General features: G+C 54.9%; 15 protein-coding genes. 10 read left to right on the top strand and 5 right to left on the bottom strand.

The window, feature by feature from the left end; genetic code table 11:
• Window positions 1-21: 21 nt before the first annotated feature.
• Window positions 22-1,065: an HD-GYP domain-containing protein gene (locus tag BUA44_RS04920; protein WP_083579484.1), complete on the bottom strand. Its 1,044-nt coding sequence runs from the start codon at window positions 1,063-1,065 to the stop codon at window positions 22-24.
• 220 nt (window positions 1,066-1,285) lie between these two features.
• On the opposite strand from BUA44_RS04920, the gene BUA44_RS04915 reads away from it, so the two are divergent.
• The 5 genes from BUA44_RS04915 to BUA44_RS04895 all read left to right on the top strand — a co-directional run bounded on the left by BUA44_RS04915 (window position 1,286) and on the right by BUA44_RS04895 (window position 10,599).
• Complete coding sequence (locus BUA44_RS04915) at window positions 1,286-2,149, top strand: DUF4423 domain-containing protein (RefSeq protein WP_072809239.1); 864 nt, start codon at window positions 1,286-1,288, stop codon at window positions 2,147-2,149.
• Window positions 2,146-3,387, top strand: a complete 1,242-nt coding sequence (locus BUA44_RS04910; RefSeq protein ID WP_072809236.1) for a hypothetical protein — start codon at window positions 2,146-2,148, stop codon at window positions 3,385-3,387. Before BUA44_RS04915 ends, BUA44_RS04910 begins: the two co-directional genes overlap by 4 nt.
• A 160-nt stretch (window positions 3,388-3,547) precedes the next feature.
• Complete coding sequence (locus tag BUA44_RS04905) at window positions 3,548-5,800, top strand: carbohydrate-binding protein (RefSeq protein WP_072809234.1); 2,253 nt, start codon at window positions 3,548-3,550, stop codon at window positions 5,798-5,800.
• Window positions 5,801-6,021: 221 nt separating this feature from the next.
• Entirely contained in the window at window positions 6,022-8,250 is a 2,229-nt protein-coding gene (locus tag BUA44_RS04900; RefSeq protein WP_072809232.1) for a carbohydrate-binding protein, read from the top strand.
• 231 nt (window positions 8,251-8,481) lie between these two features.
• Entirely contained in the window at window positions 8,482-10,599 is a 2,118-nt protein-coding gene (locus BUA44_RS04895) for a carbohydrate-binding protein (RefSeq protein WP_072809229.1), read from the top strand.
• 261 nt (window positions 10,600-10,860) lie between these two features.
• Here BUA44_RS04895 and BUA44_RS04890 read toward each other — a convergent pair whose 3' ends face one another.
• A complete protein-coding gene (locus BUA44_RS04890) occupies window positions 10,861-11,802 on the bottom strand; it encodes an aldolase catalytic domain-containing protein (protein ID WP_072809226.1) in 942 nt (313 codons plus the stop codon).
• Between the two features lie 484 nt (window positions 11,803-12,286).
• On the opposite strand from BUA44_RS04890, the gene BUA44_RS04885 reads away from it, so the two are divergent.
• Together BUA44_RS04885 and BUA44_RS04880 are read left to right on the top strand one after the other, a co-directional pair.
• A complete protein-coding gene (locus BUA44_RS04885; RefSeq protein ID WP_072809224.1) occupies window positions 12,287-14,416 on the top strand; it encodes a glycoside hydrolase family 9 protein in 2,130 nt (709 codons plus the stop codon).
• Window positions 14,417-14,550: 134 nt separating this feature from the next.
• The gene (locus BUA44_RS04880) at window positions 14,551-16,701 is read left to right on the top strand and encodes a M6 family metalloprotease domain-containing protein (protein WP_072809222.1); all 2,151 of its coding nucleotides are present in this window, start codon (window positions 14,551-14,553) and stop codon (window positions 16,699-16,701) included.
• A gap of 53 nt (window positions 16,702-16,754) precedes the next feature.
• Here BUA44_RS04880 and BUA44_RS04875 read toward each other — a convergent pair whose 3' ends face one another.
• Together BUA44_RS04875 and BUA44_RS04870 are read right to left on the bottom strand one after the other, a co-directional pair.
• Window positions 16,755-18,116 carry an SGNH/GDSL hydrolase family protein gene (locus tag BUA44_RS04875; protein WP_072809220.1) on the bottom strand — a complete coding sequence of 454 codons (1,362 nt, stop codon included), beginning with the start codon at window positions 18,114-18,116 and terminating at the stop codon, window positions 16,755-16,757.
• A gap of 28 nt (window positions 18,117-18,144) precedes the next feature.
• Window positions 18,145-19,821: a glycosyl hydrolase gene (locus tag BUA44_RS04870; RefSeq protein WP_072809217.1), complete on the bottom strand. Its 1,677-nt coding sequence runs from the start codon at window positions 19,819-19,821 to the stop codon at window positions 18,145-18,147.
• Between the two features lie 169 nt (window positions 19,822-19,990).
• On the opposite strand from BUA44_RS04870, the gene BUA44_RS04865 reads away from it, so the two are divergent.
• Window positions 19,991-20,839, top strand: a complete 849-nt coding sequence (locus BUA44_RS04865; protein ID WP_072809215.1) for a TIGR02147 family protein — start codon at window positions 19,991-19,993, stop codon at window positions 20,837-20,839.
• Window positions 20,836-22,002: a hypothetical protein gene (locus BUA44_RS04860; protein WP_072809212.1), complete on the top strand. Its 1,167-nt coding sequence runs from the start codon at window positions 20,836-20,838 to the stop codon at window positions 22,000-22,002. Before BUA44_RS04865 ends, BUA44_RS04860 begins: the two co-directional genes overlap by 4 nt.
• On the opposite strand, the gene BUA44_RS04855 is transcribed toward BUA44_RS04860, so the two are convergent.
• Window positions 21,999-22,850: a TIGR02147 family protein gene (locus BUA44_RS04855; RefSeq protein WP_072809209.1), complete on the bottom strand. Its 852-nt coding sequence runs from the start codon at window positions 22,848-22,850 to the stop codon at window positions 21,999-22,001. The genes BUA44_RS04860 and BUA44_RS04855 overlap by 4 nt on opposite strands.
• A gap of 184 nt (window positions 22,851-23,034) precedes the next feature.
• Here BUA44_RS04855 and BUA44_RS04850 point away from each other — a divergent pair, with 184 nt between their 5' ends.
• Window positions 23,035-25,605 (top strand): Ig-like domain-containing protein, encoded by a 2,571-nt coding sequence (locus tag BUA44_RS04850; protein WP_143151867.1) that lies wholly within the window; start codon window positions 23,035-23,037, stop codon window positions 25,603-25,605.
• The last annotated feature ends 290 nt before the right edge of the window (window positions 25,606-25,895 follow it).

Genomic DNA, 25,895 nt, shown 5'->3' with positions numbered 1-25,895 from the left:
CCAATAACTAATGACCAATAACTAGTCATCCGCGTGGCTCTTGAGCACCCGCTCGATTTTTTCCTGCGCCTTGAAGAACGCTTCCACGCAAACCGGGTCGAAATGCGTGCCCGTCTCTTCGCGGATGATGGCGTAAGCCTTCTCTAGCGGCATACCCGGCTTATAGACGCGCTTCGATACCAGGGCGTCGAACACGTCGGCAATCGCCATGATTCTTGCGCTGAGGGGGATTTTATCGCCGGAAATGCCGTCGGGGTAGCCCCTGCCGTTCCACCATTCGTGGTGCGCCCCCGCCATGTCGATGGCGGTATCGAGGAACGAGGAGTGCTCGGTTGCCTCTACGGCGTCCTTCAGGAGCTTGCGCCCTACGGCGGCGTGGCTCTTCATGATGGCAAATTCCTCGTCGGTAAGCCTGCCCGGCTTGTTGAGGATGGCGTCGGATACGCTTATCTTGCCCACGTCGTGCAGCGGGGCCGCCGTGGTGATGTCGTTCAGGAACTTGTCGTCGATTTCTTCCGGGAACTTCTTGTCGTCAAAGAGCTGCTGCGCGATAATCTTCACGTACTCCGCCGTGCGCTTGATGTGTCCGCCCGTGTTGCCGTCGCGGCTTTCTACGAGTTCGGCCATCATCATGATGGTGCCGAGCTGGTTCTTTATGAGGCGTTCCTGCAGTTGCGCCTTTTCGGTAATGTCGTCGAGGATGAGCACCACGCCGACCGGCTTCCCGTTGTCGTCCTTGGTGTACGAGGATGTCACGTAGAGCGTCTTGGTTTCCTTGCCGGTATAGTAGGGCGTCATCATCTTGTGCGACACGTCGGATTCGTAGATGGCCTTGTTGACGCAGTCGTTGAAGGCGTCGTTCTCTTCGTACTCGAAGAAACACGCGGCGAACTTCTGGCCAATCATCTCTTCCTTGGTCTTGTCGAGAATCTTTGCGGCGGAATCGTTCACGAACGAGATTATCCTGTTCGCCTTGTCTATCACGAGGACTCCGTTCCCCATGTCGCGGATGATGTTCCGCGATATCACGTCATTATTTGTTGCGTCTAGGTTGGCCGACATCATACACCTTTTTTGTCTTTTGTTTACATATAGTAAAAAACTGAGGGCCTGTTGTATAGAGGGGAACGCGTTTTTTTCTTAGGAAAAAAGGCACTTTTTGTCCCGAAAATTGCAGAAATTCATTAAAAATGTGATTTTTGTCAAGCCCGCTATGGATAAAACGTCAATGAAAGATGGACTGCAATGTAAATTTTTCTAATTTGGAAAAGGTATCTTATTGTTGATGGTTACTTTTTCGGACATAGCGGACTACCGCGATTTTTTGAAGGACTACTACGAACGCCGCAAGGCGGAGATGCCCTTCTACAGTTATCGCATGATGGGCGATAAGCTGGGGCTGGATTCCAGCTACCTCTACCGCGTGTTGCAAAAGAAGCAGCACCTCCCCGCCCATGCGTTACAGGCGGCCAAGGAGATTTTGGCCCTGAGCGGTCGCGAGGCCGAATACTTTGATTTGCTCTTCTCTGCCGCGGTCAGCAAGGACAAGGCGAAGAAAGAAGAACTCATGGCGAAGGCGCTTTCCCTTCGCGATGTCGAACGCCACAGCCTCCAGGCGGCCGAACTCAAGCTGCTCGAGAACTGGTGGATCCCTGCCGTGCGTGCCTACCTGGACTTGAACGGCGGCGTGGTGAACGTGAAGCAGATTGCAAAGGACATCTGCCCCCCGATTTCGGAGGAGCAGGTTACCGAGGCTATTGAAATCCTGAAAGAGGTGGGCCTGGTGAAGAAACTTGCCAGCGGTCGACTTGCCCTCACGGATGCGCACCTCACGGTAGGTGGCCCCGAAAAGGCACAGGCGGTCCGCAAGTTCCAGCGTCAGGTGCTCTCCCTTGCCAGCGATTCCCTGGATAACGTGCCCGTTACCGAGCGCAACGTGTCCACTCTTACCCTCTCCGTAGACCAGGCCTGTTTCGAGGATTTGGGCGATATGCTGAGGGAATTCCGCAGATTAGTGCAGAAACGGGTTGACGAAGCCAAGAATTCTGACCGTGTTATGCAACTTTCTATGGCATTTTACCCGGTCGCCAGAAAAGGAGGCTTCCCTGAAAATGCTATAATGGGGGAAGGCGCAGGAGTTAAAAAATGATGAATAGGGTGTGGAAATTAGGGTTGGCGGCACTGGGTGGAGCCATTGTCGCGTGTTCCGGTGGAGACAGCGGTGTCGCCGGATCATCGATGGAAACTGAGAATTCCATCGCCCTTTCCGTTCAGCTCGCCGATGGGTCACCGGCGGCTCGTGTTCGCGTTATTGTTCGCCCCGACAGCTACTTGGCCGGGGCTGATTCCCTCGAAGATTCTCTCGTGGACGAGAACATGAACTTCGAGACGGATTCTACGGGCAAACTCATTCTGGATAACCTGGGCTACGGCAGCTACATTGTCGAGGCCAGGAGCGATTCCCTGAAGGGCGCTTCCAAGTTCAACTACAGGTCGTGGCAGACCGAGGGTGGCCGTGTGTCCTTGCACTTGGGCAAGCCTGGTCTTGTTTCGGGCCGAGTGCTGGTCGAGGATGACGAGGATGCCTCCGAGGTTACGGTGGCGGTCCAGGGTCTCGATTACAGCGTTATGGCCGATGGTATGGGCAACTTCGAGTTCAAGTCGCTCCCTGCGGGATACTTCGAGATGGTCGCCTTCGTGCAGACCGATAGCGTTGTCGTGGACGATTCGGGCAAGAAGGGCAAGGTGCGTGTCATCCGCAAGCTCGGGTCCTCCATTGCCAATGTGCGTGCCGGTCAGGAAAGTGCAGTGGTTATCGATACCCGCCCGCAGGATTCCCTCCCGTCGTTTGTTTTCGAGGACTTCGAGGGTAGCATCGATGCGTGGAAGGTCCAGCATTCGGAAAATGCCAATGGCAGTATTGAAACTGTGGATGCGGGTCTTGGCCGGGAAGGCAAGGCTGCGCATTTCACGTGCGAGAATGACTCCAACTACAACTGGGTGCTGATGGGCCGCTCGCTCGGTGGCATGGTTGATATGAGCAATCTCGATTCCATCGTGTTCTGGGCCCGCACCGATGTCGTTGATAGTTCGAAGCGCAAGTACATATCCTTCTCGCTTGACCTGAATGTAGATAGCACGTCAAGCCTTAAGAGCGGCAAGGCCTGGGTTCACCTGGACGTGGATACGGTCTGGAACCGCTTCGTGGTGACGCCTTCCGATTTCCTTGAGCCCGATAGCAACAATATCGGCGGAAACCTCGGCTGGGATGTCGCGAAGCGCAACATTACCGACATATCCATCTTCGGCGGTACGGGCGGTGAGTTCTGGATCGACGATATCGAGGTGTTCGGTTATTCCAAGTTTGTCGCTAGGGACCCTGAATAGTGCGTTTTTAGCCGAATTTGGCCAGTTTGGCCTTGACAATTTATCAATGAATGTGCCGTGACGAGCGGTACATTTTTTGTTTTTTGGGGGTATCTTTATTACCAAAGGGATGTTTGTGGTGTGGATGTTGCTCACGGGCTTCCCCTCATAAGGAGTTATTATGAATGTGTGGAAAAGCGTGGGCGCGCTTTGTTTGGGCGCAGGCCTTGCTACCTTCGGCCTTGCCGACAACCCGATATCCTCTTACCATTACCTGGCGGACCCCTCTTGCGCCTCCGATGGTGATACCTTCTACATCCTGACCGATGTGGACGACTACAATAACCAGACAAACTGGAACTACGACATTGTCGGCCTCTATGCCTTCACTTCCGAAGACATGAAGAACTGGACCGACCATGGCATGATATTCCGTTCCAAGCGTGAATTCGGCAACTACCCGAACAACACCTGGGCATCGGGCATCGCCGTCAAAAATGGCAAGGTCTATATAGTCTACCCCGATGGTGCAAGCGGCGTGGGCATGATTACGGCGCCTGCGATTGACGGCCCCTATATCGATCCTGTCAAGGAAACTCATGGTGTCAATAGAATTGCAGGTGGCGGTAGCCTTATCGGTGGCTGCGACGGCATTGCGCATTGCTTTGACCCGGGCATCTTGATTGACGACGACGGTAAGGGTTACGTGATTTTCGGTGGTGGCGAAAGTTCCAGCCGCCCGTATGGCAACAACTTCGACATTATCAGTTTTACCGAAAGCAACGGCAAGATTACTTTCGACAAGAATTCTCTTAAGAAGGTTTCTTTGCCGAACTCCTTCGAAGCTCCTTACCTGCACAAGAAGGGTAGCACCTATTACCTGAGTTTCAACAACCGTAGTCAGGTGATTGATTATGGTATGTCTAACAATATCTGGGGCCCCTATACCTTTGTGGGTACGGTCATTCCGGGGATTGGCTCTGTGCCAGACGCTCATGGCGAAGGCGGTAACAACCACCAGGGCTTCGCTCCTTTTAAGGACAAGTGGTATGCCGTGTATCACGATCGCCGCTTGGTGACTTCCGACAACCATCCGGCCGCAACGACGCAACAGGGCGTGCGTTCTGAAAATCCGAACTACGAAAACCACAGAAGCGTGTCCATCGACGAACTCACCTGGAGTGGCGACAAGATGAACAAGCTCACCTTTACCCGCGAAGGCCCGAAGCAAATCAAGAACTTTGACCCGTACAAGACCTACAAGGCAACGACGAGTTCCAAGCAGATGAACATCCGTAGCCGTACCGACTGGACCAAGGGGCAGCCGGTGAAGCACGTGCTGCTGCCGCTCACGAGCCGTAGCGAATCCTGGATCCGTGTTTCTGGTGTGGACTTCGGTAACGGTGCCGAGAACCTCCGCATCAAGGCCGCGAACGTTGGCGATGGCAACAAGATTGAAATTCACAAGGGCAGTGCCACCGGAACACTTGCCGGTACCTGCGAACTGGCGAAGACCAGCAACAACATGACTTTCACGGACAATGACTGTGCCATGACGGGCCTTAGCGGCGTTGTGGACCAGCTATTCTTTGTGTTCAAAAATAATGGAAAGGATTCTACCATGGGCATCCTTGAATGGGAATTCCAGGGCACCAAGCGTGAACCTGAACCGCAGACTGCGTTTGGCGGCAAGGCATGGGCCGTTCCGGGCAAGATCCAGGCCGAAGACTTCGACGTGCCGGGTTACGGTGCGGGTAACGATACCTACAGCGACAACGATTCCGAGAACCACGGCTTCGAAAAGGCGAAGAGTGCTGCAGATTCCGCGAAGGTCGCCTACCGCAAGGACGATGCTCCGTCTGTCGACCTCTATGCGAACGCCTCTGGAATTATCGTGGGCTACAACCAGTCCGGCGAATGGCTTGAATACACCATCGATGTCGCGAAGGATGGCGACTACACGTTCTTTGCCGCCGTGGCGACGGACAACCAGAATGCGGGCTTCGTGATGTCGGTCGATGGCAAGGACATTACGGATACTATCCTTGCCGCCAAGACTGATGTCGAGGGCAGCTTCGATGACTATGCCAAGGTACAGAGGAACGTGACGCTCACTGCGGGTAAACATATCCTGCGTATGACGGTTACGGGCGACTGGTTCGATATCGACTACTTCACCTTCGTGGAAGGCAAGGATGCGACGGACCCGGAACCGATTGGCACCACCGCGATTTCGAATGGGATTAAGTTCCATGTGAGCAGTGCTGCTACTTACCAGGTGTTTGACCTTGCGGGTACGATGCTCGGCAAGGTGGAACTTGCCAGCGGTGCCTCTGCGGCCCAGGTACTCAAGGCTGCGGGCTACAGGCAGGGCGCCTACATGCTCAAGCAGGTGAACGGAAACAAGAAGTTTATGGCCCGCGTGACGAAATAAAACTGCTCAATCTTTGTTCGTACAAACTCTCTCTTGTGTTTGAAAGGCTCCCGGCAGACCGCCGGGTGCCTTTTTTTGTAAATAAACGTTAAACGCACCGAAGGTGCCCGTGGACAAAACGTCAATGGTTTTTGTTTGAAAGGTTGTTAAAAATGCATGTGGGGATGGTAAATTTTATAATGGTTAGACTGCGGTGTCGCGGTTGAATATGGGATGTTAATATGAAGAAGATTTCCAAGGGAAAGCTTGGCTTGGCTCTTGCGTGCGGTCTCTTTGGTTCTGCACTTGCCGATAACCCGATTTCTACCTACCATTATCTGGCCGACCCCGGTGCCGCTGCCGACGATGAATACTTCTACATCATCACGGACTCCGACGATCCGGCTCCGTACAATTCCAATGGTTACAAGATTTACGCCCTCTATGCATTCCGCAGCAAGGATATGCAGAACTGGACTGACTACGGCATTATTTACGATGCCCGCAAGGTGAACGGCATTAACGATATTTGGGCATCCGGCATTGCAGTGAACCCCAACGATCACAGGCTTTACATCGTGTTCCCCGATGGCGGTGGTGGCGGCATTGGCCTCATCGGCGCCGACAGCATTGCTGGCCCCTGGACGAACCCTGTTTCGGGCAACAAGAAGCTCATCAACAACTGGGGTGGCGGTATTTCGGACTGCGACGGCATCGGCTGGTGCTTTGACCCGGCAATCTTCTTCGATGACGACGGTACGGGCTACTTCACGTTTGGTGGCGGCAGCAGCGATAGCCGCCCGGCAAATAACAACAACAACGACATTTTCAACATCTACAAGCTCAACAAGGACATGAAGGGCTTTGATGTGAGCACCAAGACTCACCTGAAGATTGGTGGCCCGAAGGCGATGGAAGCTTCTTACATCCATAAGTACAAGGGCAACTATTACCTGTCTTACAGTACGGCAGACCTGCGTATTGCCTACGGCATGTCCAAGAACCCGATGGGTCCCTATGAATACAAGGGAATATTCATGGGTAACCCGAACATCAACGGGCAGAACATCAACGCGAACAACAACAACCACCATGGCATTGCCGAATTCAAGGGCCACTGGTACGTCGCCTACCATGACCGCCGCATTGCGAACGGTTACGATGGTCTGGAAAAGATTCCTGCCGATGACGGCCAGGCGAATCCGGTACCCGCATTCCACCGTAGCGTGAGCGTGGATGAGTTCTTCTACAACAACGACGGCACCATGAAGGAACTGACCTTCACGAAGGAAGGCCCGAAACAGATCGAGAACTTTGACCCGTACGATTGGTACCCGGCACTCACGAGTTCCAAGCAGAAGGGCATTCGCAGCCGTTCCAACTGGACTCCGGGCAAGGTTGCCGAACACCTGTTGCTCCCGCTTTCCACGAAGGAATCCTGGATCCGCGTGAGTGGCGTTGACTTTGGTACTGCAGCCACCGGTTTCGTGGTGCAGGCCGCAAGCACTGCGGATGGCGACAAGGTTGAAATCCACACGGGTTCTGCGACAGGTACGCTCGCCGGCACCTGCACGCTCAAGAATACCGGTAACAAGAATACCTTTGCCGAGAATTCCTGCGAAGTCACTGGCCTCAAGGGAATCGTGGAACAGGTGTTCCTCGTATTCAAGGGCAGCAGGGATTCTACCATGGCTATCAAGGCATGGGGCTTCGAAGGCAGCGGCACGACTCCGCCGGAACCGCAGAAGCCGTTCGGTGGCAAGGCCTGGGCGGTACCGGGCAAGATCGAGGCCGAAAACTTTGATGAACCGGGTACGGGTCGCGGTGGCGACATTGATTCCTACAACGAATCCGATTCCGAGAACCACGGCGATAGCAACCTCCGCGAAGGCACCGGTGTTGACCTCTACAAGAAGGCGACGGGCATCATCGTGGGCTACAATACCGAAGGCGAATGGCTTGAATACACCATCAATGTGGCGAAGGAAGGCGACTACACGCTCTATGCCGCAGTTGCTGCCGCCGGTAACACCTCCAGCTTCAAGTTCTCCCTCGACGGGACGGACATTACCGAAGAAATCACCGTGCCCGCGGCCACCGAAGGCGAAGAAAACTACGACGATTACAACAAGGTCAAGGCGAACATCAAGCTCCCCGCAGGCGAACATGTCCTGAGGCTTACGGTTGTCGGTTCCTGGTTCGATATTGACTACTTCAATATCCTCGAAGGCAAGGATGCTGAAGATACGGAACCGATTAGCACGGATGCCATCGAGACTGGTGTTGCGTTCAAGGCCGTACCGTACGAAACCTACCGCGTGTTTGATCTGAAGGGCGCTATGGTCGGTAAGATCCGTCTGGACGGTGCGACTGCTGGCGAGGCCCTCCGTGCGGTTGGCTTCAACCAGGGCGTGTACATGCTCCGTTCCCTGACCGGCAACAAGAAATTCATGGTGAATACGGCAAAGTAATACCATAAAAGAGTCCCTAAACACCACACATCCAGATTGATGCTTCTCAAGAGCGTCATGAAGTGCCCCGGAGCCCCGCTCCGGAGCTCTTTTCTTGTGTTTTTTTGTGAGATTCTATTGCCAAAACGTCAATGGAAAAAATGGCGCGATGTGCGTTTTTTTGAGCTTTTTCATCTAATTTTAGGTTATGGGACCGCAATCCTGCGGGTTTCTGTTTGGCAAAGGGATGTTATGAAAAGTTTGAATCAAAACAGCGTTGTTAAGGGGGCGTGGAAGACTGCGCTCGCGCTGGGTTGCGGTGCGTTGGTTTCGACCGCATTCGCATCGACGGTCAATGTCGATGTGACCGAAGAACACCAGGTCATTCGTGGCTTTGGCGGCATGGTGCATAACCAGTGGCAGGGCGGTGGCGGACTTTCCGAGGCCGATGCCAAGCTCGCGTTCGGTACGGGCGATGGCCAGATTGGCTTGAACACGCTGCGTATTCCGGTGTATGCGAACTCCAGCGACTTCAACAAGGAAGTGCAGGCTGCCAAGTACGCCAAGAAGTATGCCGGCGATGACTTTATCTTGTATGCAACGCCGTGGACTTCTCCTTATGCGGGTGCAAACCAGCACATGTCTTCTTCGAACTACCAGAAGTACGTAGATCACCTGAACGGCTTTAACGATTACATGAAGAACCAGGGCGTTCCCCTGTATGCAATCTCCATCAGTAACGAACCGGACTGGTGCGGTGAATGGGCTTGCTGGAGTGCTGACGAAATCTACAACTTCACCAAGGGCTATGCCGACAAGATGCGCAAGAACGGTGCCAAGGTGATTTCGACCGAATCGTTCCGCTACGACAAGAACCTCTACAACAAGGTGCTGAACGACGCCAACGCCCTCAAGAACTGGGATATTCTCGGAGCGCACTTCTATGCAAGCGACAGAAACACCGGGGACAATTTCTTCCAGTATTCTTTGGCTGACCAGAAAGGCGTGGAACGCTGGATGACAGAACACTACACCGAAAGCCAGGGTAGCGGTAACTACTGGCGCACAATCACGAATACGGGTGACCAGGCAAACCAGAACAAGCGCGATACCGTGAACGCCATGGACGTGGCTTACGAAATCCATCGCGCGATGGTCGTGGGCAACTTCAATCAGTACACCTGGTGGTATATCCGCCGTTGCTACGGCCTCATCATGGAGAAGGACTTCGGCAACAAACTCCAGATACCGAGCAACGAAATCGGCAAGGTCTCGAAGCGCGGCTACGTGATGAGCCAGTTCGCCCGCTTTATTCGTCCGGGTGCAATCCGCGTGGGTGCGACTGACAAGCCCGAATCGAACCTGTTTGCCAGTGCCTACAAGAGTTCCGAAGGCGACTCCGTCATCGTGGTGCTCGTGAACCGCGATTACAAGAATTCCAAGACCGTGACGGTTAACGTGAAGGGTGCCGATGTGGAATCCTTCCACGTGTACACGACGAGCCAGGCAAAGAATGCAAAGTATGAAGGCGAAGTTGAAGTGAAGAACGGCTCCGTGACTATCACCATGGATGCGGGTAGCTCGGAATTCAAGGACTGCATCGTGACGCTCGTGGGCGTGGGCACTCCTGCTGACCCCGTACCTCGTGAACCGTTCGGCGGCAAGGCGATTGATTTGCCGGGCAAGATTGAGGCCGAAAACTTCGACATCCCGGGTACCGGCAAGGAAAACAAGACCTACAACGAAAATGACTCCGAAGACCACGGCGAGACCAACTACCGCGAAGGCACGGGTGTCGATATCTACAAGAAGGCGACCGGCTACATCGTGGGTTACAACCAGGCTGGCGAATGGCTCGAATACACGGTGAACGTGAAGGAAGCGGGTGACTACACCTTCTTTGCTGCGGTTGCATCTGCCAATGCGACCTCCGGTTTCAACATGACTCTCGATGGCAATGAACTCACGGGCGATATATCAGTCCCGAAGAATGACGGCGAAGAGAACTACGACGACTACAACAAGGTACAGAAGAACGTGACGCTCCCTGCGGGTGAACATATCCTCCGCTTTACGGTGGTCGGTGACTGGATGGACGTGGACTACTTCACCTTCGTGAAGGGCAAGGACGCTACAGACCCCGAACCGATCGTTGGCGATACCAGCACCACGTTTGTGAGTGCGAAGTTCCAGATGTCGAACGAATCCATGGAATACCGCATCTTCGACATGGGCGGTAGCTACCTCGGAACGGTGCGTGCTGCCGGAATGCAGGAACTGCGTGCGGGCGCTGCGGACCTCGCCAAGCGTGGAGGCATGTTTATCGCGAAGTCCGCTGCCGGTGCTCTCCGCATCCGCGTGACTCAGTAAAGTATCTCAGTGAACACTGGGTTGGTTGAAAACAAAAGGACCTCGGCAATCGCCGAGGCCCTTTTTCTAATGGTTTATTGTTGGTGTTCGACCTTAGTCGTGGGACTTGCTTCGCAAGTCCACAACTCGTCGGCTCACCTATACGAAAGTGCGAGCACTTTCGTGCAGGATTCGCCTCCTAGGGGTCTGCTTCGCAGACCCTAATCCATCGGCTCAACCATGCAGGAATGCAAGCATTCCTGCGCGGCACTCGCCTCATGATTAGTCGTTCATCATGTGGTTGTAGAACTTGGTGTAGTTGTCCTTGTCTTCGGTCTTGCGGATGGCGATGGCATCCTGCGGGTGGCGGTTGAGCATGCCCGTAATCATCTGCGGGATGATGTAGCCCCATTCGTACTTTTCCTTGAGCGGCAAGAACAGTTCCTGGTAGGCGTCGAGCACCGGGCGAAGGTCGTACTTCGGATTCTTGAGGAAGCCGAGCAGGAGTTCTGTGGTGCAGTTGCCTGCGCCGCGGCCCATGCCCGAGACGGAACCGTCGAGGTAGTCCACGTGGTCGATGATGGCCTGGATCGTGTTGGAGAAAGCCAGCTGCTGGTTGTTGTGCCCGTGGAAGCCGAACTTCTTGTTCTTCACGATGTTCCTGTAGCGCGTGATTTCCTTGTCGATGTCTTCCTGGTAGAAGGCGCCAAAGCTGTCGACGAGGTACAGGATGTCGGCCTTGCATTCTTCGTTCACCTGGTGGAGCGCTTCGTCAAGTTCCGGACCGCGGTCACGGCTCACGGCCATGATGTTGAGGGTCGTCTCGTAGCCCATGTCATGGAAGGCGTTCACCATGCTGATGCCCTTGTCGATGTTCTTCACGTAGCTTGCCACGCGGAACATCTGGTAGGGGCTTTCGCTGGCGGGCTTCACGGCGTCCATGTTCACGCGGCCCACGTCGGCCATCACGGCCATCTTCATCTTGGATTCAATGCCGTCCTTCACCTTCCAGAGCAGGTCGTCGTCGCAGAACTTCCACGGACCATATTCCTTGGGGTCAAAGAGTTCCGGAGAGTTCTTGTAACCCATTTCCATGTAGTCGATGCCGGCTGCGGAAAGGAGTGTGTATAGGCGGCGGACGAATTCCAGGGAGAAGTCGTGCTTGTTGACGAGGCCGCCGTCGCGGATGGTGCAGTCGAGAACTTTGATGCTTTCGTAGTACATATTTAGGCGAATGACGAAAGGCGAAAGACGAAAGAAGTTATTCTGGCGGCTGACGCAATCGTCGTTGGTTAAGGTTGATTGGTTCGCAGGCAAAGATAGGTTCTGCGAGAGCGATGGTCAAGGGAAAAAGATAGCTTGATTTAAAAACTGGTTTAATTTACGCAAATCTAGCGTTAAATATGAACTAAATGCTGATTTTTGCTCAAAAATTGCGTGTTGATTTACGGGCATTTACTTGCGTCTTGATAAAAATAAGGGTTGCTGAGGCGCCGAAAGAGGGGGTTGTCAGGGTTGCCCGGGGGGACACCCTTACCCAGAAAATGTACTTGGTTTGTAATCTACGCATTATTTGCGTTAATTAAAAGTGCGCAAAACCTCGGCTTGCCATCCCCTGGGCGTCCTCCGCCTCCTGCTCCTGTGATTTTGATCGCCCTCTCCGATTTATCGTTTGGAGAATCCGCCCTGAAAACTTATATTCCTTGTCATGAAGAGAACAACGCTTATCCCACTATCCATGGCGGTTGCCACTTCGGCGTTCGCTGCGAATTTCTACTACAACCAGGTCGGTTACGATGCGGGCATGCCCATCAGCATCATCGTCAAGAGCGACGCCCAGCTTGATGGTGCCGAGTTCAAGCTGATGTCGGGCGGGAACGCCGTCCAGACAGGAACGCTTTCGAAAGGGTCGAATCCGGACAACTGGACGAACAATGGCAAGTTCTATGTGGCGAATCTCGATAAGGGTGTCGCGGCCGGCACCTATACGTTGCAGATAACCGAAAACGGACAGCCTGCGACTTCCGGCGAATTCAAGGTGGAAGACAATGCCCTTGCAAAGCTGACACTCGGTGCGGTGCTCGACTACTTCTACAATGACCGTGCCGACAAGGCGCCTGTCGTGGACTGGGACAAGAGCATGCCGGTGTACAAGTCCGACAAGAAACTCGATGTGCACGGTGGCTGGTACGATGCGAGCGGCGACGTGAGCAAGTATCTTTCTCACCTTTCCTACGCGAACTACCTGAACCCGCAGCAGATCCCGCTGACGGTGTGGTCGCTTGCGTTTGCGGCGGAACGTATTCCGCAGTTGCTGGGCCAGACGAGCACCAAGGCGAAGACCGAGGACGAGGCTGCCTTCGGTGCGGATTTCCTGGTGCGCATGCTCGATGACCAGGGCTTCTTCTACATGACGGTGTTCGACAACTGGGGCTCCCCGACGGGCAAGCGCGAACTTTGCGCATTCTCGGGCTCCGACGGCATCAAGAGTACGGATTACCAGACGGCCTTCCGCGAAGGCGGTGGCATGGCGATTGCGGGCCTTGCGCGTGTATCGAAACTTGGCGTGAAGGGCGACTTCACTAGCGAACAGTACCTTGCCGCAGCCGAGAAGGCCTACGCTCATTTGTCCGAAAAGCAGGGAATCGGCAAGTCCTGTGAGTACTGCGATGACCACAAGGAAAACATTATTGACGATTACACTGCACTCCTTGCGGCAACGGAACTCTATGTGGCGACGGAGAAGGTGGATTACCTGAAGGATGCACGCGCCCGTGCGACAAACCTTATTGGACGCCTGAGCGATGATGGGTACTTCTGGAGCGACGATGCCAAGACTCGTCCGTTCTGGCATGCAAGCGATGCGGGTCTCCCGCTGGTGGCGCTTGTCCGCTATGCCGAAATCGAAAGTAAGATTACTGTGACGATGCAAGGAGGACTTATTGATTGGTACTGCGTGGACATGATTGGGGTTAGTTGCGACAATCCCCATGCGGTCGCGGCCTTGGATGCCATCAAGACGCATTTGAACTGGCTTGTCGGTATTACGAACAAGGTAGAAAACCCGTTCGGCTATGCCCGTCAGACCTACAAGACGCAGGGCTCTATCAAGGACGGTTTCTTTATCCCGCATGACAACGAGAGCAACTACTGGTGGCAGGGCGAGGATGCCCGCCTTGCAAGCCTTGCTACTGCTGCGATGTATGCCGCCCACGCCTTGGATGGGGATGTTGCGGATAGCGTGCAGAAATATGCGACCGACCAGCTCGACTGGATTCTGGGCAAGAACCCGTACGCCACGTGCATGATGTATGGTTTTGGCAAGAAGGTTCCCCAGAAATATGACGGCCAGTCTGAATACGACGCGACGCTCAAGGGCGGTATCGCGAACGGCATTACCGGCAAGAACAAGGATGGTTCCGGAATCGCCTGGACCGATGACGGTGTCGCCGCGGTGGGATTTGATTCGATGAAGGAATCGTGGCAGGTGTGGCGCTGGGATGAACAGTGGATTCCGCATACCACGTGGTTCCTGATGGCACTTGCCACCCGCTATGACGAAAAGCCGGAGTCGATTGAGCCGCCGGTCTCCATTCCGGGGAAGGCGACGGTGGCTACGCGTGCTATGGTCGTGAACCTGCAGGGCCGTGTGCTTGCGGTAAGTGCCGCCGGCGCAAAGGACGGCGTTACGGTGACGGTGCTTGGGCTCGATGGCGCGAAGGTCGCCTCGGGTACATTGAATGCGGGCCGCGCGACGCTGGGCCTTGAATCCGTGAAGAGCGGTGCTTACCTGGTGAAGGTTGACGGCTTCGGCGCAAGGAAGGTGCTTGTCCGCTAAAAACGGGGCTTTTTTGCACGAAACGGGGGCGATTTCGCCTCCGATCTCTTTTTTTACACAGAAAAAAAAGTTTTCATGGTTCTTTTGGCTACTTTCTGACATATATTATGTCATATAAGTGTATTGGGTGCCTTATGAACTTTTTTAGGTCTTTCCCCGTTTTTGCGGTTCTTGCGCTTTCTTTCTGTGGCGCTGCGTTTGCCGTGCCCGCTTATCCGGGACTCATCGAATCGAAGCAGCCTGATGGTTCCGTAGTGCAGATCCGCGTGATGGGAAACGAGCACTTCCATTACACCGTTTCAGAGGATAGCGAACTTATTGCGCGCGACTCCCTCGGGTACTGGAACTACGCCGATGAACAAGGGAAGCCTACGGGAATGCGGTTCCACCATCGGGACAAGCGCGGTGACAAGGAACGCAAGTTCAACGAGACTCGCGATTCGAAAAAAATCCTCAAGGAATTCCAGAAGAGGGGGCGCGATAGGAGGCGCCCGCCACACAGGTTTGATGTTCCTCAGGAAGGCGAGGCCGATACGGCTTCCCTAAATGCTGTACCCTTTCGGGCGGCTCCCCTCCGTGCTGCCGTAGCGACCCCGACAGGCGATGTGGTGCAGATAGCGACGCGCCCGAAGTTTACGCAGAGCATGACCACTGGCGAAATTCGCGGGCTCATAATCCTTGTGCAGTTTAGTGACGTGAAGTTCAAGTCTAGCGACCCGCAGGCCGACTTCAGCCGCTACATGAACGAGGAGGGCTATCACGAAAATGGAATGCACTGGAGCGTGCGTGATTACTATGTCGCGAATTCCATGGGGGCGTTCAAGCCCACGTTCGACGTGTTGGCCCCGGTAACGCTTTCGAATACCCGGTCCTATTATGGGACTCTCCAGATTACCTACGATGGTGCCAACTACTACGATTATCCGGATTCCGCATTTACCGAGGCCATTAATCTAATCAAGCAGCGTCCTGACGTTGACTTTACTCTGTACGACAACGATGGCGACAAATATGTGGATTTCGTGTACATGATCTATGCGGGTATCGGTGAAGCCGATACGGGTGTAGAGGACGCTATCTGGCCGCAGGCGGCCTACGTAAATCCGATTGCTGTTGCGGGAAATTGTAGTGGGTGGAGCAGGAACTGCTATTATGTTTCCCATTATGCGTGTTCCAACGAGATAAGCGGGAATGCTTACTCGCAGTATGGCCAGTCTACCAAGATCCTTGCGGGGATAGGCACGTTTGTCCATGAGTATGGCCATGTGCTCGGCTTGCCCGACTTCTACAACACGGAAGACATGAATGACCAGTCGACGCCGTTTATATGGTCGCTGATGGACATGGGCGAATACAATAGCTATGCCGAAAATGACCTTCTTGCGGGGACCGCTCCCCCGAGGCTCACCGCCTTTGAACGCTATTCGCTCGGGTGGCTTACCCCGCGCGTGCTCGAAAAGCAGAATGGAGAAATTACTTTGTACGGGATTGACCGGAACGATGCCATTCTTATCCCCTCCACGAACAAGAACGAATACTTTTTTCTTGACTATCGCGCAAAATACGATGAAATAACGCCTCTCCCGAATAGCGGCTTGCTTGTCTGGCGCGTGAGTTACAACGCCAGTGCCTGGGACAACAACAAGGTAAACGTGAAGGACGCGTACCGCATGAACCTGATTCGCTCGGACAAGGATGATGGCCTGCAAACGGTCAGGAACGGCTGGTATACCTATCGGGCGCCTACGCTTGAAGATGAATACTTGAAGGGTGATCCGTTCCCCGGAATAAAGGACGTCACGGAGTTTGACGAATTCGTGACTTATGCGCGCGAAAACCTCGGGCTTCGCATTTACGATATTGCCGAGACGGATTCCGCAGTCACTTTCAAGGTGAAGTGGGACGGCGTGGAAGGCTGGCCTTCGAGTTCGTCGGTGGCCGAAAGTTCTTCCAGTTCCAGCGAAATTGTAGAGTCCAGTTCCAGCGAATCTTCGAGCAGTTCCGCCATCGTGCTCGGCGTGAGTTCGTCTGAAGAAATTACGGGCGTCGTAGCGGGTGCATTTGCCCCGCAGGTGCACATGACGCTTGAAGGCGGCGTGCTTCGAGTTGTTGCCCGCATTGAAGGCGAGAAGGAAATCCGCGTGTTTGACGTGCAGGGGCATCAGCTTTATGCGGGCCGCTTTGCGGGTAATTCCACTGTGCTGCAGCTGGGTGACTTTGCCCGCGGGGCGCATGTCGTGCGGCTGACTGCCGGGAACCGCATTCTTGCAGTGAAGCGCCTGTAACAGGAAAGAGGCACCCCGTTCGGGATGCCTCTTTGTTTGGTTTAGGAAATTATTTACTTTACTTGTACTATGCTTGTCTGGGCGGCATTTTTGCTTCGGATTATGGCAATGTATTGCCCCATCGGGAGTCTTTCGAACCGTTCGCTCCCTGTTGTGGAATTCCTCTGCGCGACTGCCTTGCCCGTCGCAGAAACCAGGATGATGCTTGCGGGTGCATCGCCTAGCCCCTCGATAACGATGCTCCGGCCTTGCGCGTAGATGCGGGGTGCCGAGAATCTAATTCCTTGTGCGATGCCTTGCGGTTCCGTGCTGTCGGGAGGCGTTGCGCAATCCTTGCAGGTGGTATCGCCCGCGGCGTACAGCGGGGCGAGCGCTTCGGCCCACAGGTGGTGCATCGCCTGCCCGCCCTTCTTGTCGCCGTTCGGGTGTACGCCGTCGCTCGCGAGCTGTTCCGGATGCTCCTTGAAGTAGGCGAAAAAGTCGGGACCCTTCGGGAGATTGTTTTCTTCGGTCAGGTTGTCGACGGCCTCGAGGAATGCGGGGTTCACCTGCCAGCCCGCCTTGGAAGAATCTGTCGCGATAATGCGCGCAATTATGGGCGTAATTCCGTGCGCCTTCGCCGAATCGATAATCGTCTGCATGTTCTTCTTGTATGTGGCGAGGTTCCAGTCGCCGCCGCCCCAGGCATCGTTCGTGCCCATCTCGATGGCCCAGAACTTCACGTTGCCTGCGTACTCCAGGTATTCGCCCAAGTGCTCGACGACCTCGGAACTGTTGATGCAACCGATGCCCCCGCGGAGCATAGCGGGCGTGTATTCCGGGAACTTCGCGTGAATGATTTGCGCCGTTGTGGAGTCGGTATCCTGCTGCTTGATTCCCATCTGGCTGATGCTCGTGCCCATGAAGAACCACGTGTCGGTTCCGCCCGCGCTCATGTCGAACGCCTCGATTTCGAGAATCTGGCCCACGTCGCCTTCGCTCACGAACTTGAACCACGACTTTCCCGCAAATTCAATGTCGACACCGCGCGCCATCACGGGATTGTTCTCGATGGTGGCAGCCACTTCCCAGTCGCCGTCGTTGCCGTCGGTGGAATTTGCCGATGTCAGGATCTTGAAGTTTGAAAGGGCCACACCGCTATGTCCGCAGCCGCTCGTGAAGTCGGTCGCCCAGGCGCAATCGCCGTACGATTCCCAGTTGATTCGCAGTTTCGTGGGGCCTTCGCCCACGTTCAGCGCGATTTCCTTGGCGCTGCTGCTCTTCCAGTTCGTGAGGTAACCGTCTGTCAAGTAATCGGTCGTTGCCGCCCCCGTATGTGCCGGCAAACCGCCAGAAACCAGCTTGTTCGGGACTATGGCGTTTGCCAAACCAACCCAGAAACACACCACTGAGGCGACAACGACTTTTTTGTTCATGCATCCCATACACTTCCCTTTCTGTCCTTTACTTCTTGAGGTAAACCGTATTCACGATGTGGCCCTGCACCTGCTGGCGCACGATGTAGCGGCCCTGCGGAAGCCCCTGCGTAGTGAGTCCCACGTAGTGGCCGTTCATGTCGAAGATGCCGACGGTCGTGGCCGTGCCGAGCAGGCGCGGAACTGTCGCGATGCGGGTCGTGCCGGAGTCGGGAGGCGTTACTGTCGTATCGGGGGTGACGTCCGCCGTGTAGTTGTCCCAGCCGGGCATGTCCTCGAGAGAAAGGATTCGCTCGTCGTCCATGTTGCTCTTCCACACGGCGTCCTTCGTCTGGCCGGGCCAGGTTCCGTTCCAGGTGCTATACCACGGCATCCACCAGCTCCATACCGCTTCGTCGGTATGCATGTTGTTCACGTCGGGGATAGGCCCGTTTTCGCTGAGTGCGAGAATCTTCGTGCCGTTCGATGCGCTCTTGAACTTGTCGAAGGCGCTTGCGTTGCTAGAATGGTCGTTTGCGCTGTTGTAGATGTCGATGGAGAGCACGTCGTAATATTCGCTGCCCGGATTCCAGGAGGTGACGGTACTCCCTTCGGGGTTGAACACCCAGATCATGTTCTTTACGCCTTTGACCTTTACCATGCGGTCATAGACAAGGCGGTAGAGGGCCGCGAACTGGTCGCCCGAATTGATGCTCCACCAGAACCACTTGCCGCCCGCTTCGTGCAGGGGGCGGAAAATGCCCGCCACGCCTTCTTTCTGCAGTTCGAGGAAGTAGTCGGCGATGTGGTCGATGTCGGCGATGATTCCCTTGTAGGCGGCACTTTCGGTGTTCCATTCGGTAGTGCCGGCCTTGAATCCGGTCGCAAAATCGAATGTCGTGTATCCCTGGCCGTTGTCTGCGCCCTGGATATAGAACGCGTCATCCTTGTCGAGCGGGTCTTTCCAGTGCCAGGTGAATGCGGGAATGCCGCCAGCCTTCCAGAGGCCCTTTGCAATGGAGATAGCCTTGTCGGTGTATTCCATGTTCCAGCTGCCGGAAGCGTTCGGGCCTGTCGCAAAAAGGAAGTCGAGGCCGACGAGTACCGGGTACTTGCCCGTGCGCGTGTAGATGTACTTCACGTCGTCGTGGGTCTTGAAGTCGGCGCCCAGTGTGTAGCCGCTCATGTCGCCGGTCATGATTCCGCTAATCGTCTTCTTGCCGAAGTTCTCGCGCAAGAAACTGTAGAGCTTCACGGCGCTTTCGGTCGCGTTCGGGGTGACCGGGGTCGCGGAAATCTTGAAGGGGGAGGATTCGTAGGGCTCCACGTCGATATAGTCTACGCTAATCCAGCCCCAGTACTTTTCGAGCGAGATGGTGTTCGTGCCCGCCTTGAGCGTGACGACGGTCGAGACGTCGGACCAGTTGGAGGTTGCCTCGAAGTCGACGGTGCCCGAGGTGGCGCCGTTGACCACGATGTAGTTCGCCTTGAAATCGCCCGCCTTGTAGCGGATGGTCACCTGGTACTTGCCCGCCTTTTCTGCGGTGACGCCTGCGAAGGTGATGTTGCCTTCCTGCATGTCGGCGTACCCCGTGCCTGAAACACCCGAGGCGTTGACATTTTTGGCACCTCCGGAGAGCGTTGCCGATTCCGCCTCGTACTTGGTGGCAAATGCCGCCGTCGAGACGCACAGACCGAGAATTGCGAATTTAAGGCCGATATTCATTAGAACTCCTTGGTTATACTGAATATACCTTGTTTTGCGGGTTGCCGCCAGTAAAATGTCCACGGGTGTGGACAAAAAAGTCAACATTGTTGTGAAAAAATTTACAAATTGACCCGAAAAAATTGGAAATTTAATAGCGAGAAACTATATTTATACCGGCAGGCCCGCCATGTTTTCGAAAAACAAGATCAACATATACGACTATTCCGACTACCGCAAGTTTTTGCAGGAGTTCTACGAACTGGAAAAGTCGCTGGACCCGACGTTCAGCTACCGCGTGTTTGCCACTGCGGTCAACATGGATGCGAGCCTCCTGGTAAAGATTTTGCAGGGCAAGCGCCACGTTTCGCCCAAGTGCATCGAGACGTTTGTGCAGTTCTTCCGGTTCAAGGAAGCCAAGGCGGAGTATTTCCGCGAGATGGTCGCCTACGGGAAGGCGAAAACCGACGAGCAGGTGCGCAAGCATTTCGAGACGCTGCAGAAGATGCGCCCTGCCGCCTGCCGCGAGCTGGACGAGGCCCGCTACCGCTACTTTCAGCAGTGGTTCTACCCGATGATACGTTCGGCCCTCGACGTGTTCGACTACCGTGGCCCGCAGGATGCCGCAAAGCTTGGCGAGAGCAGCGTCCCGAAACTCACCGCCACGCAGGTACAGGCCGCAGTAGACGCGCTGTTGCAGCTCGGGCTCGCGCATACCCGCAAGGACGGCCGCGTGGTGCCTACCGAGGCCCACCTCAAGACGAAGGAACACTGGCTGAGCGCCTGCATCAGCGACTACCAGGCGAGCATTGCGGAACTTGCCCGCAAGTCCATCGCCGATACCCCCAAGGAAAAGCGCGATATCAGCACGCTCACGATGGCGCTCGACTCGAAACAGATTGAAAAAATCCGCGAAATCCTCGCCGAGACGCGAAAATCCATCGTAAATGTGGTCAATGCGATGCCTTCGCAAATTTGCGACAGCGTTTATCAGTTAAATTTCCAGTTGTTCCCGATGATGAAAAAGGAAGAACGATGAAAAGGGCTGTGGAGTGTTTAATATTGGGCGTGACCTTGCTTGCCGGTTGTTCCGACAGCGGCTCCGAGACTGCAGGCGCCACGAGCGAGACGACGAACGGGATTGCCGTCGCGGTGTATGATGTAAATCGCGATCCGATTCCTCAGGCGCGTGTTACCCTGTATTCGAAGGCAGATTTTGCAGTAGTCAATAGTGCCGTCGCCAACGATTCGGGACTAGCCCACTTCGATTCGCTCGCAGAAGAATGTTCCAGCGGGAACTGCTTTGTCGAAGGTATCGCCGGGGCAGATTCCGCACTCATGAACTGGAGCGAATTCAAGCCCGCCATTTCCGAGACCGAAATTGCGACGCAAATCGAGCTCGCCCCGTCGGCATCGCTCACGCTGCGTACGGGAGCGACGACTGACGAAGAGGTCTTTGAATTCCTGCGCCTGGAATCTACCCCCTACATGGCCTCGCGCTCCGGAAGCGATTACGTATTCGCTCACGTCCCCGCAGGCATGTTCACCGTGGTCGCCGGAGATTCCGCTGTCGCCACGTTCTCGCTCGAAGCAGGAGCCGAAGCCGACACGCTCGTGAACGTTCCCGGAAAGACCCGCGAATTCGTCTTCGAGGATTTTGACGATGGCGACAGCCTGAACAACCTCGCGAAGACTTACAAGAACTACGGCTGGTACTATATCGCCTCGGGTACGGCAACCTGGATTAAGCCTGATTCTGTAGGCGGGTTCGGCGGTGCCATCGTGGACGGTGCCCGCGGGAAACATCTTTCCCTGCAGTTCGATTTGGGCGATTCTGGCTACGTGCTTCTCGGCACGCATCTCGGGCTCGACACGGGCTATTACGACCTGAGCGCGCTCACCGCCATCCGCATGAAGGTTCGCGGGGACTGCGATTTCAGTTTCGCGCTGGAACACTACAAGGATCTTGGCGACAATAACTTCCAGAAATCGCTCTGGCACGCGACTGCCGACACCGCCTGGAAGGAATTCGTGTTCAGGCCCGGCAGGGAAAAGCTAAATGCATCCGTGTACCAGGTGGAATGGAAAAATATCGCCCACGAAATCGGGTTCGTGAGCATCTTTGCCAGTAGCGGCAGTTTCCTCGAAATCGACGAGATCGTGTTTGAGGGAATAGATTCTGTAGAAGCGCCTGCTCCCTAGTCTTTGCCGCCGACAGGGAACAGCGCGAACTGCAGCTGGAAAACCTTGTCGCTGTTCTCGTCCTCTTCGGCAATAAGCGCAATCTCCTTGCGGAATGCATTGATGCGTTCCACGATGCGCTCGTAGCCTTCCTGGCTTATCCCGAGGGTGAGCCCTGAAATGTGGCGTGTGCCCGGCGGGTCGCGGTCGATGGAATCGGCGGCGAGCTTCAGGCAATCCTGGTGGAACCCGCGGAGAGCGAGTTTCGACGTGCGGTCGCCCGTGGTAATCGCGTTCTCCGTCAGCGCGTACTTGCCGTTCTTGCCCTTCTTGATGAGCATGCAGTCTTCGAGCAACTTGACGGAAGCCTTCGCCTCTTCGGCGGTGATGCGCGGGTGTACGCGCCTGGCGAGTGCCTCGTAATCTCCGTCAAAGCCGTACATGCCGATGAGGCTCCTTATGGTAAGGTGCCTCCAGTGGCTATAAACCATGTACTGCGCGTGCCCCAGCAGGTGCTGCTTTTCGGCGAATCGCACCACCTTGAGTACGGCCTGCATCTCGCCGAATGCGCCGTTGCGTTCTTCGGTAGTTTCTGCCTGGTTGAACTTGACGAGCGCTATGAAGAATTCCGTCTCGTGCTTGCCGAGCCTGAGGCCGCTTGCGACCTTGGGGATGCTCTGGCTCGAAAGGTTCTTGTCGCCGTTCATCACGCGGCTTATAAAGTCCTTGGCCTTGAAACCGATCTTGTCAGAAAACACGCGGAGCGAGAAGGCGGGGTTCGCCTCCTTCTTGGCATTGTAGTAATCTTTCAGGAATTCCCGGTAGTCCAGGTATTCGAAGATTTTCTTTAACGGTTTCTTTTCGCCCATGCCCTAAATGTAAGAAAAAAGCGTGGGAGGGGGTGCTTCGGGGCAGTTTTCCCGTTGTCCGGGAACAACGCTAAATTGGGGGAGTAAAAGAAAAGTGTGGGCAAAATCACTTTTTCAAGGTAGATTTTATCTAGTTCCCGCGAAAGTTGTGCAGATGTCTGCGTTGTCCGGGAAAGGGTGTATTATGATGAAAAGGATGTTTGGTACCGTGGCGTGTGGAGTGTGGGTTGCCGCCGCGGCGATAAGCCCCTCCGAGGTGGTGTCGCTTCCGGGCGACGCCGCCTACGGTGGTGGTGACAAGGTGGGTTCGCAGCTGGTGGCCGCGACATACAATGCGGGCGAGGGTCCGGGTATCTGGATTGTGGCCGATGGCGGCTACAGGCTCTACCATAACGGTGCGCTCCTTGCCGAAGACAACCAGGCGGGCCGCGTGCGCTTTGTGCCGATGACCTTCCTTCCCGGCGAGAACGCGATTTCTGTCGTGGGCGTGAACGGTCAGGGTGCCCCCGGCGTAATGGTGCAGATTGATGACCTCGACAAGTCCTATTATTCCGGCAGCGGCTGGAAGGCAAAGCCGACTGTCGGCAACAACTCCTGGAAAAACAAGGGCCGCGACCTTAGCCAGTGGGGTGGTGCGACAACCCTGAACTATGCGAACAACAAGCTCCCGAGCGGGGCTGCCCTTACGGGATTTGCAGCGAATACGCAGGCCAAGTGGATTTGGAGCGGCGCGGAAACCGACCCGACGGCCGTCCTGCTTTTCACGTTCAACGTGAAGGCCGAAGGCTTCGGCGCCAATACCACCGGCGGCGATGCGGGTAACATCGTCATCGCGAGCGATACCGCCACTATTCGTAAGCATATGCAGAGTAACGATGCGGTGACAATCCTTGTGCCCGAAGGTACTTACGACTTCAGAAAGTTCGTAGATGCGGCCACATCTGCCGCCAATTCGGGATGGACTTGGTGCAAGTCTTCCTGTGGCAACACTGTCAATTCCAATAACACCTTTTACCGTATCAGCTTTACGCAGAACAGCTGTTCCGGCCTTAGCGAACAGACCACGATGGTGTCTGCGGGTGAAATCAAGAGTTGGAGCAACTGGATTACGACCAAGGGCAACAAAAGCCTCGTGGGTATGGGCCGTGGCGCAAATATGCGCGGTGTTTCGTGGTCAAACCGTTCCTACGAAGGTGCCAAGAACAACATTTATCGCAACTTGGCCCTTTACGATGTGAACCCGCACCTTATCGAGGGGGGCGATGGTCTCGAAGTGAGCGGTAGCGGCGGCAAGGAAGTTGAAAATATGTGGTTCGACCACATCAGCTACAAGTGGATTAGCGACGGCATGGACTTGGAATATGTCAAGGGCATCACCGTTTCGTATCTAGACTATGATGGCAGCAACGAGTACAACTGCTACTATTACGATCCGTATATGCACCTGGTCGAAACGGCGCAGCTGACTTTTGCAAATGTCTATTGGCACAATTCTTTCGGACGTGTTCCCAAGGTGACGAGCGAGGCGGATGGTTCCTACGCCTCGATGGTCCACATCTACAATTCCTATGTGGATTACAACCACTGGCATGTGATTGATGCCTCCGGGAAAAGCGACAAGAAGACGCAAGTCCTTTACGAAAACAACTATGTGAAAAATCCGCAAATTCAGGTGGCCGGAAAGGATGCCTTTTCCTTGATCAAGTTCAAGAATACGACGGTCACCGGAGCAAAGAGCTCCACCCCCTATAACAACAATGGAACATCTCAAGCGTCGGCGTTCAACGACAATGTCTTTACGCCTTCTTATTCTTACGAACTACGCAGCAATTCAAGCCTTCCTACCGACCTCCCGAAACTCGTGGGCGTGGGTGGCCGCTACGGCAAGATGCCCGAATACAACCAGGCTTTCGGACTGAGCAACAAGGCGGCGACGGTCTCGATGACCGCCCCTGCGTCGGGTGCGAAGTTCGAAGTGGGTGCGACGGTGACCTTGAAGGCCGATGCAAAGGACAACGACGGTTCCGTAAAGAGCGTCGCCTTCTATGTGGGCAATACTTTGGTCGGCTCTGCGACAAGCGCTCCCTACCAGGTCAACGCGAGTGGGCTTGAACCGGGCGTGTATTCCGCGGTCGCTGTTGTGACGGACAATTCTGGCCTTTCGCAGATGTCCGCGTTCGTGACCTTCTCCGTCGAAGGGACTGCCTACCCTGAGGTTGTGAAGTGTGGGGCCGGTTCCAGCAGCCAGAGCATCAATCTGGGCGAACCAATTGTGGATTTCTGCTACACTTGGAGTGGTGCCGAGACGGTCGTGCCCGAGGGCTTCCCGACGGGCGTTACGACCAGCATCGATAAGGAAAACCGCAAGATTTCTATCAGCGGCACTCCCACTGCGGCTGGCGAATATGCCTTCACCGTCACGGCCACCAACAACGATTCGACCTTTGTCAAGAGCGGCCGCATCGTGGTGACCGACCCGAACGCTCCCGAATCGTCTTCGAGTGCTGAACCGGAATCATCTTCGGGTGAAATCGTGGAATCGAGCAGTGGAACGACCCTGATTGCGCAACGTACGAACTGGGCGACCGAGGCCGAGACCGCCTTCTACCGCATCTTCGACATGCAGGGGCGCCCGCTGTTTGCTGGCGACAGGATGCCCGCGAAGATGCCCGCCGTCCGCGTCATCGTCGTGGAATACACCCGTGCGGGCCGTTTAATTCGTCGCTATTCCGCTGCGTCTCAAACCCTGCAATAAACGTTTGATGCCAGATTTGCCAATGACCAATGACTAACGACCATTGACTAATAAGTTCTCCTCCTAACATCAGGGAACCGCCTTTCGGGGCGGTTCTTTTTGCTTATTTTGTCCCCAAAAAGCTTTTTTTGCCCTCAATAAGCATTTTATACCCTCAAAAAACATTTTATACCCGAATAAACCAATAACTAATAACCAATGACTACTTTGTAAACGTTTGGTTGTGGACTTATTGTCCACGGAATTTGAATTTCCATGTGAGCGATGTCACTTGGAATAGGGTAGTTTTG

Source organism: Fibrobacter sp. UWR3, assembly GCF_900143055.1.
Taxonomy (GTDB): domain Bacteria; phylum Fibrobacterota; class Fibrobacteria; order Fibrobacterales; family Fibrobacteraceae; genus Fibrobacter.
This window is presented reverse-complemented; position numbering and strand designations above follow the sequence as displayed.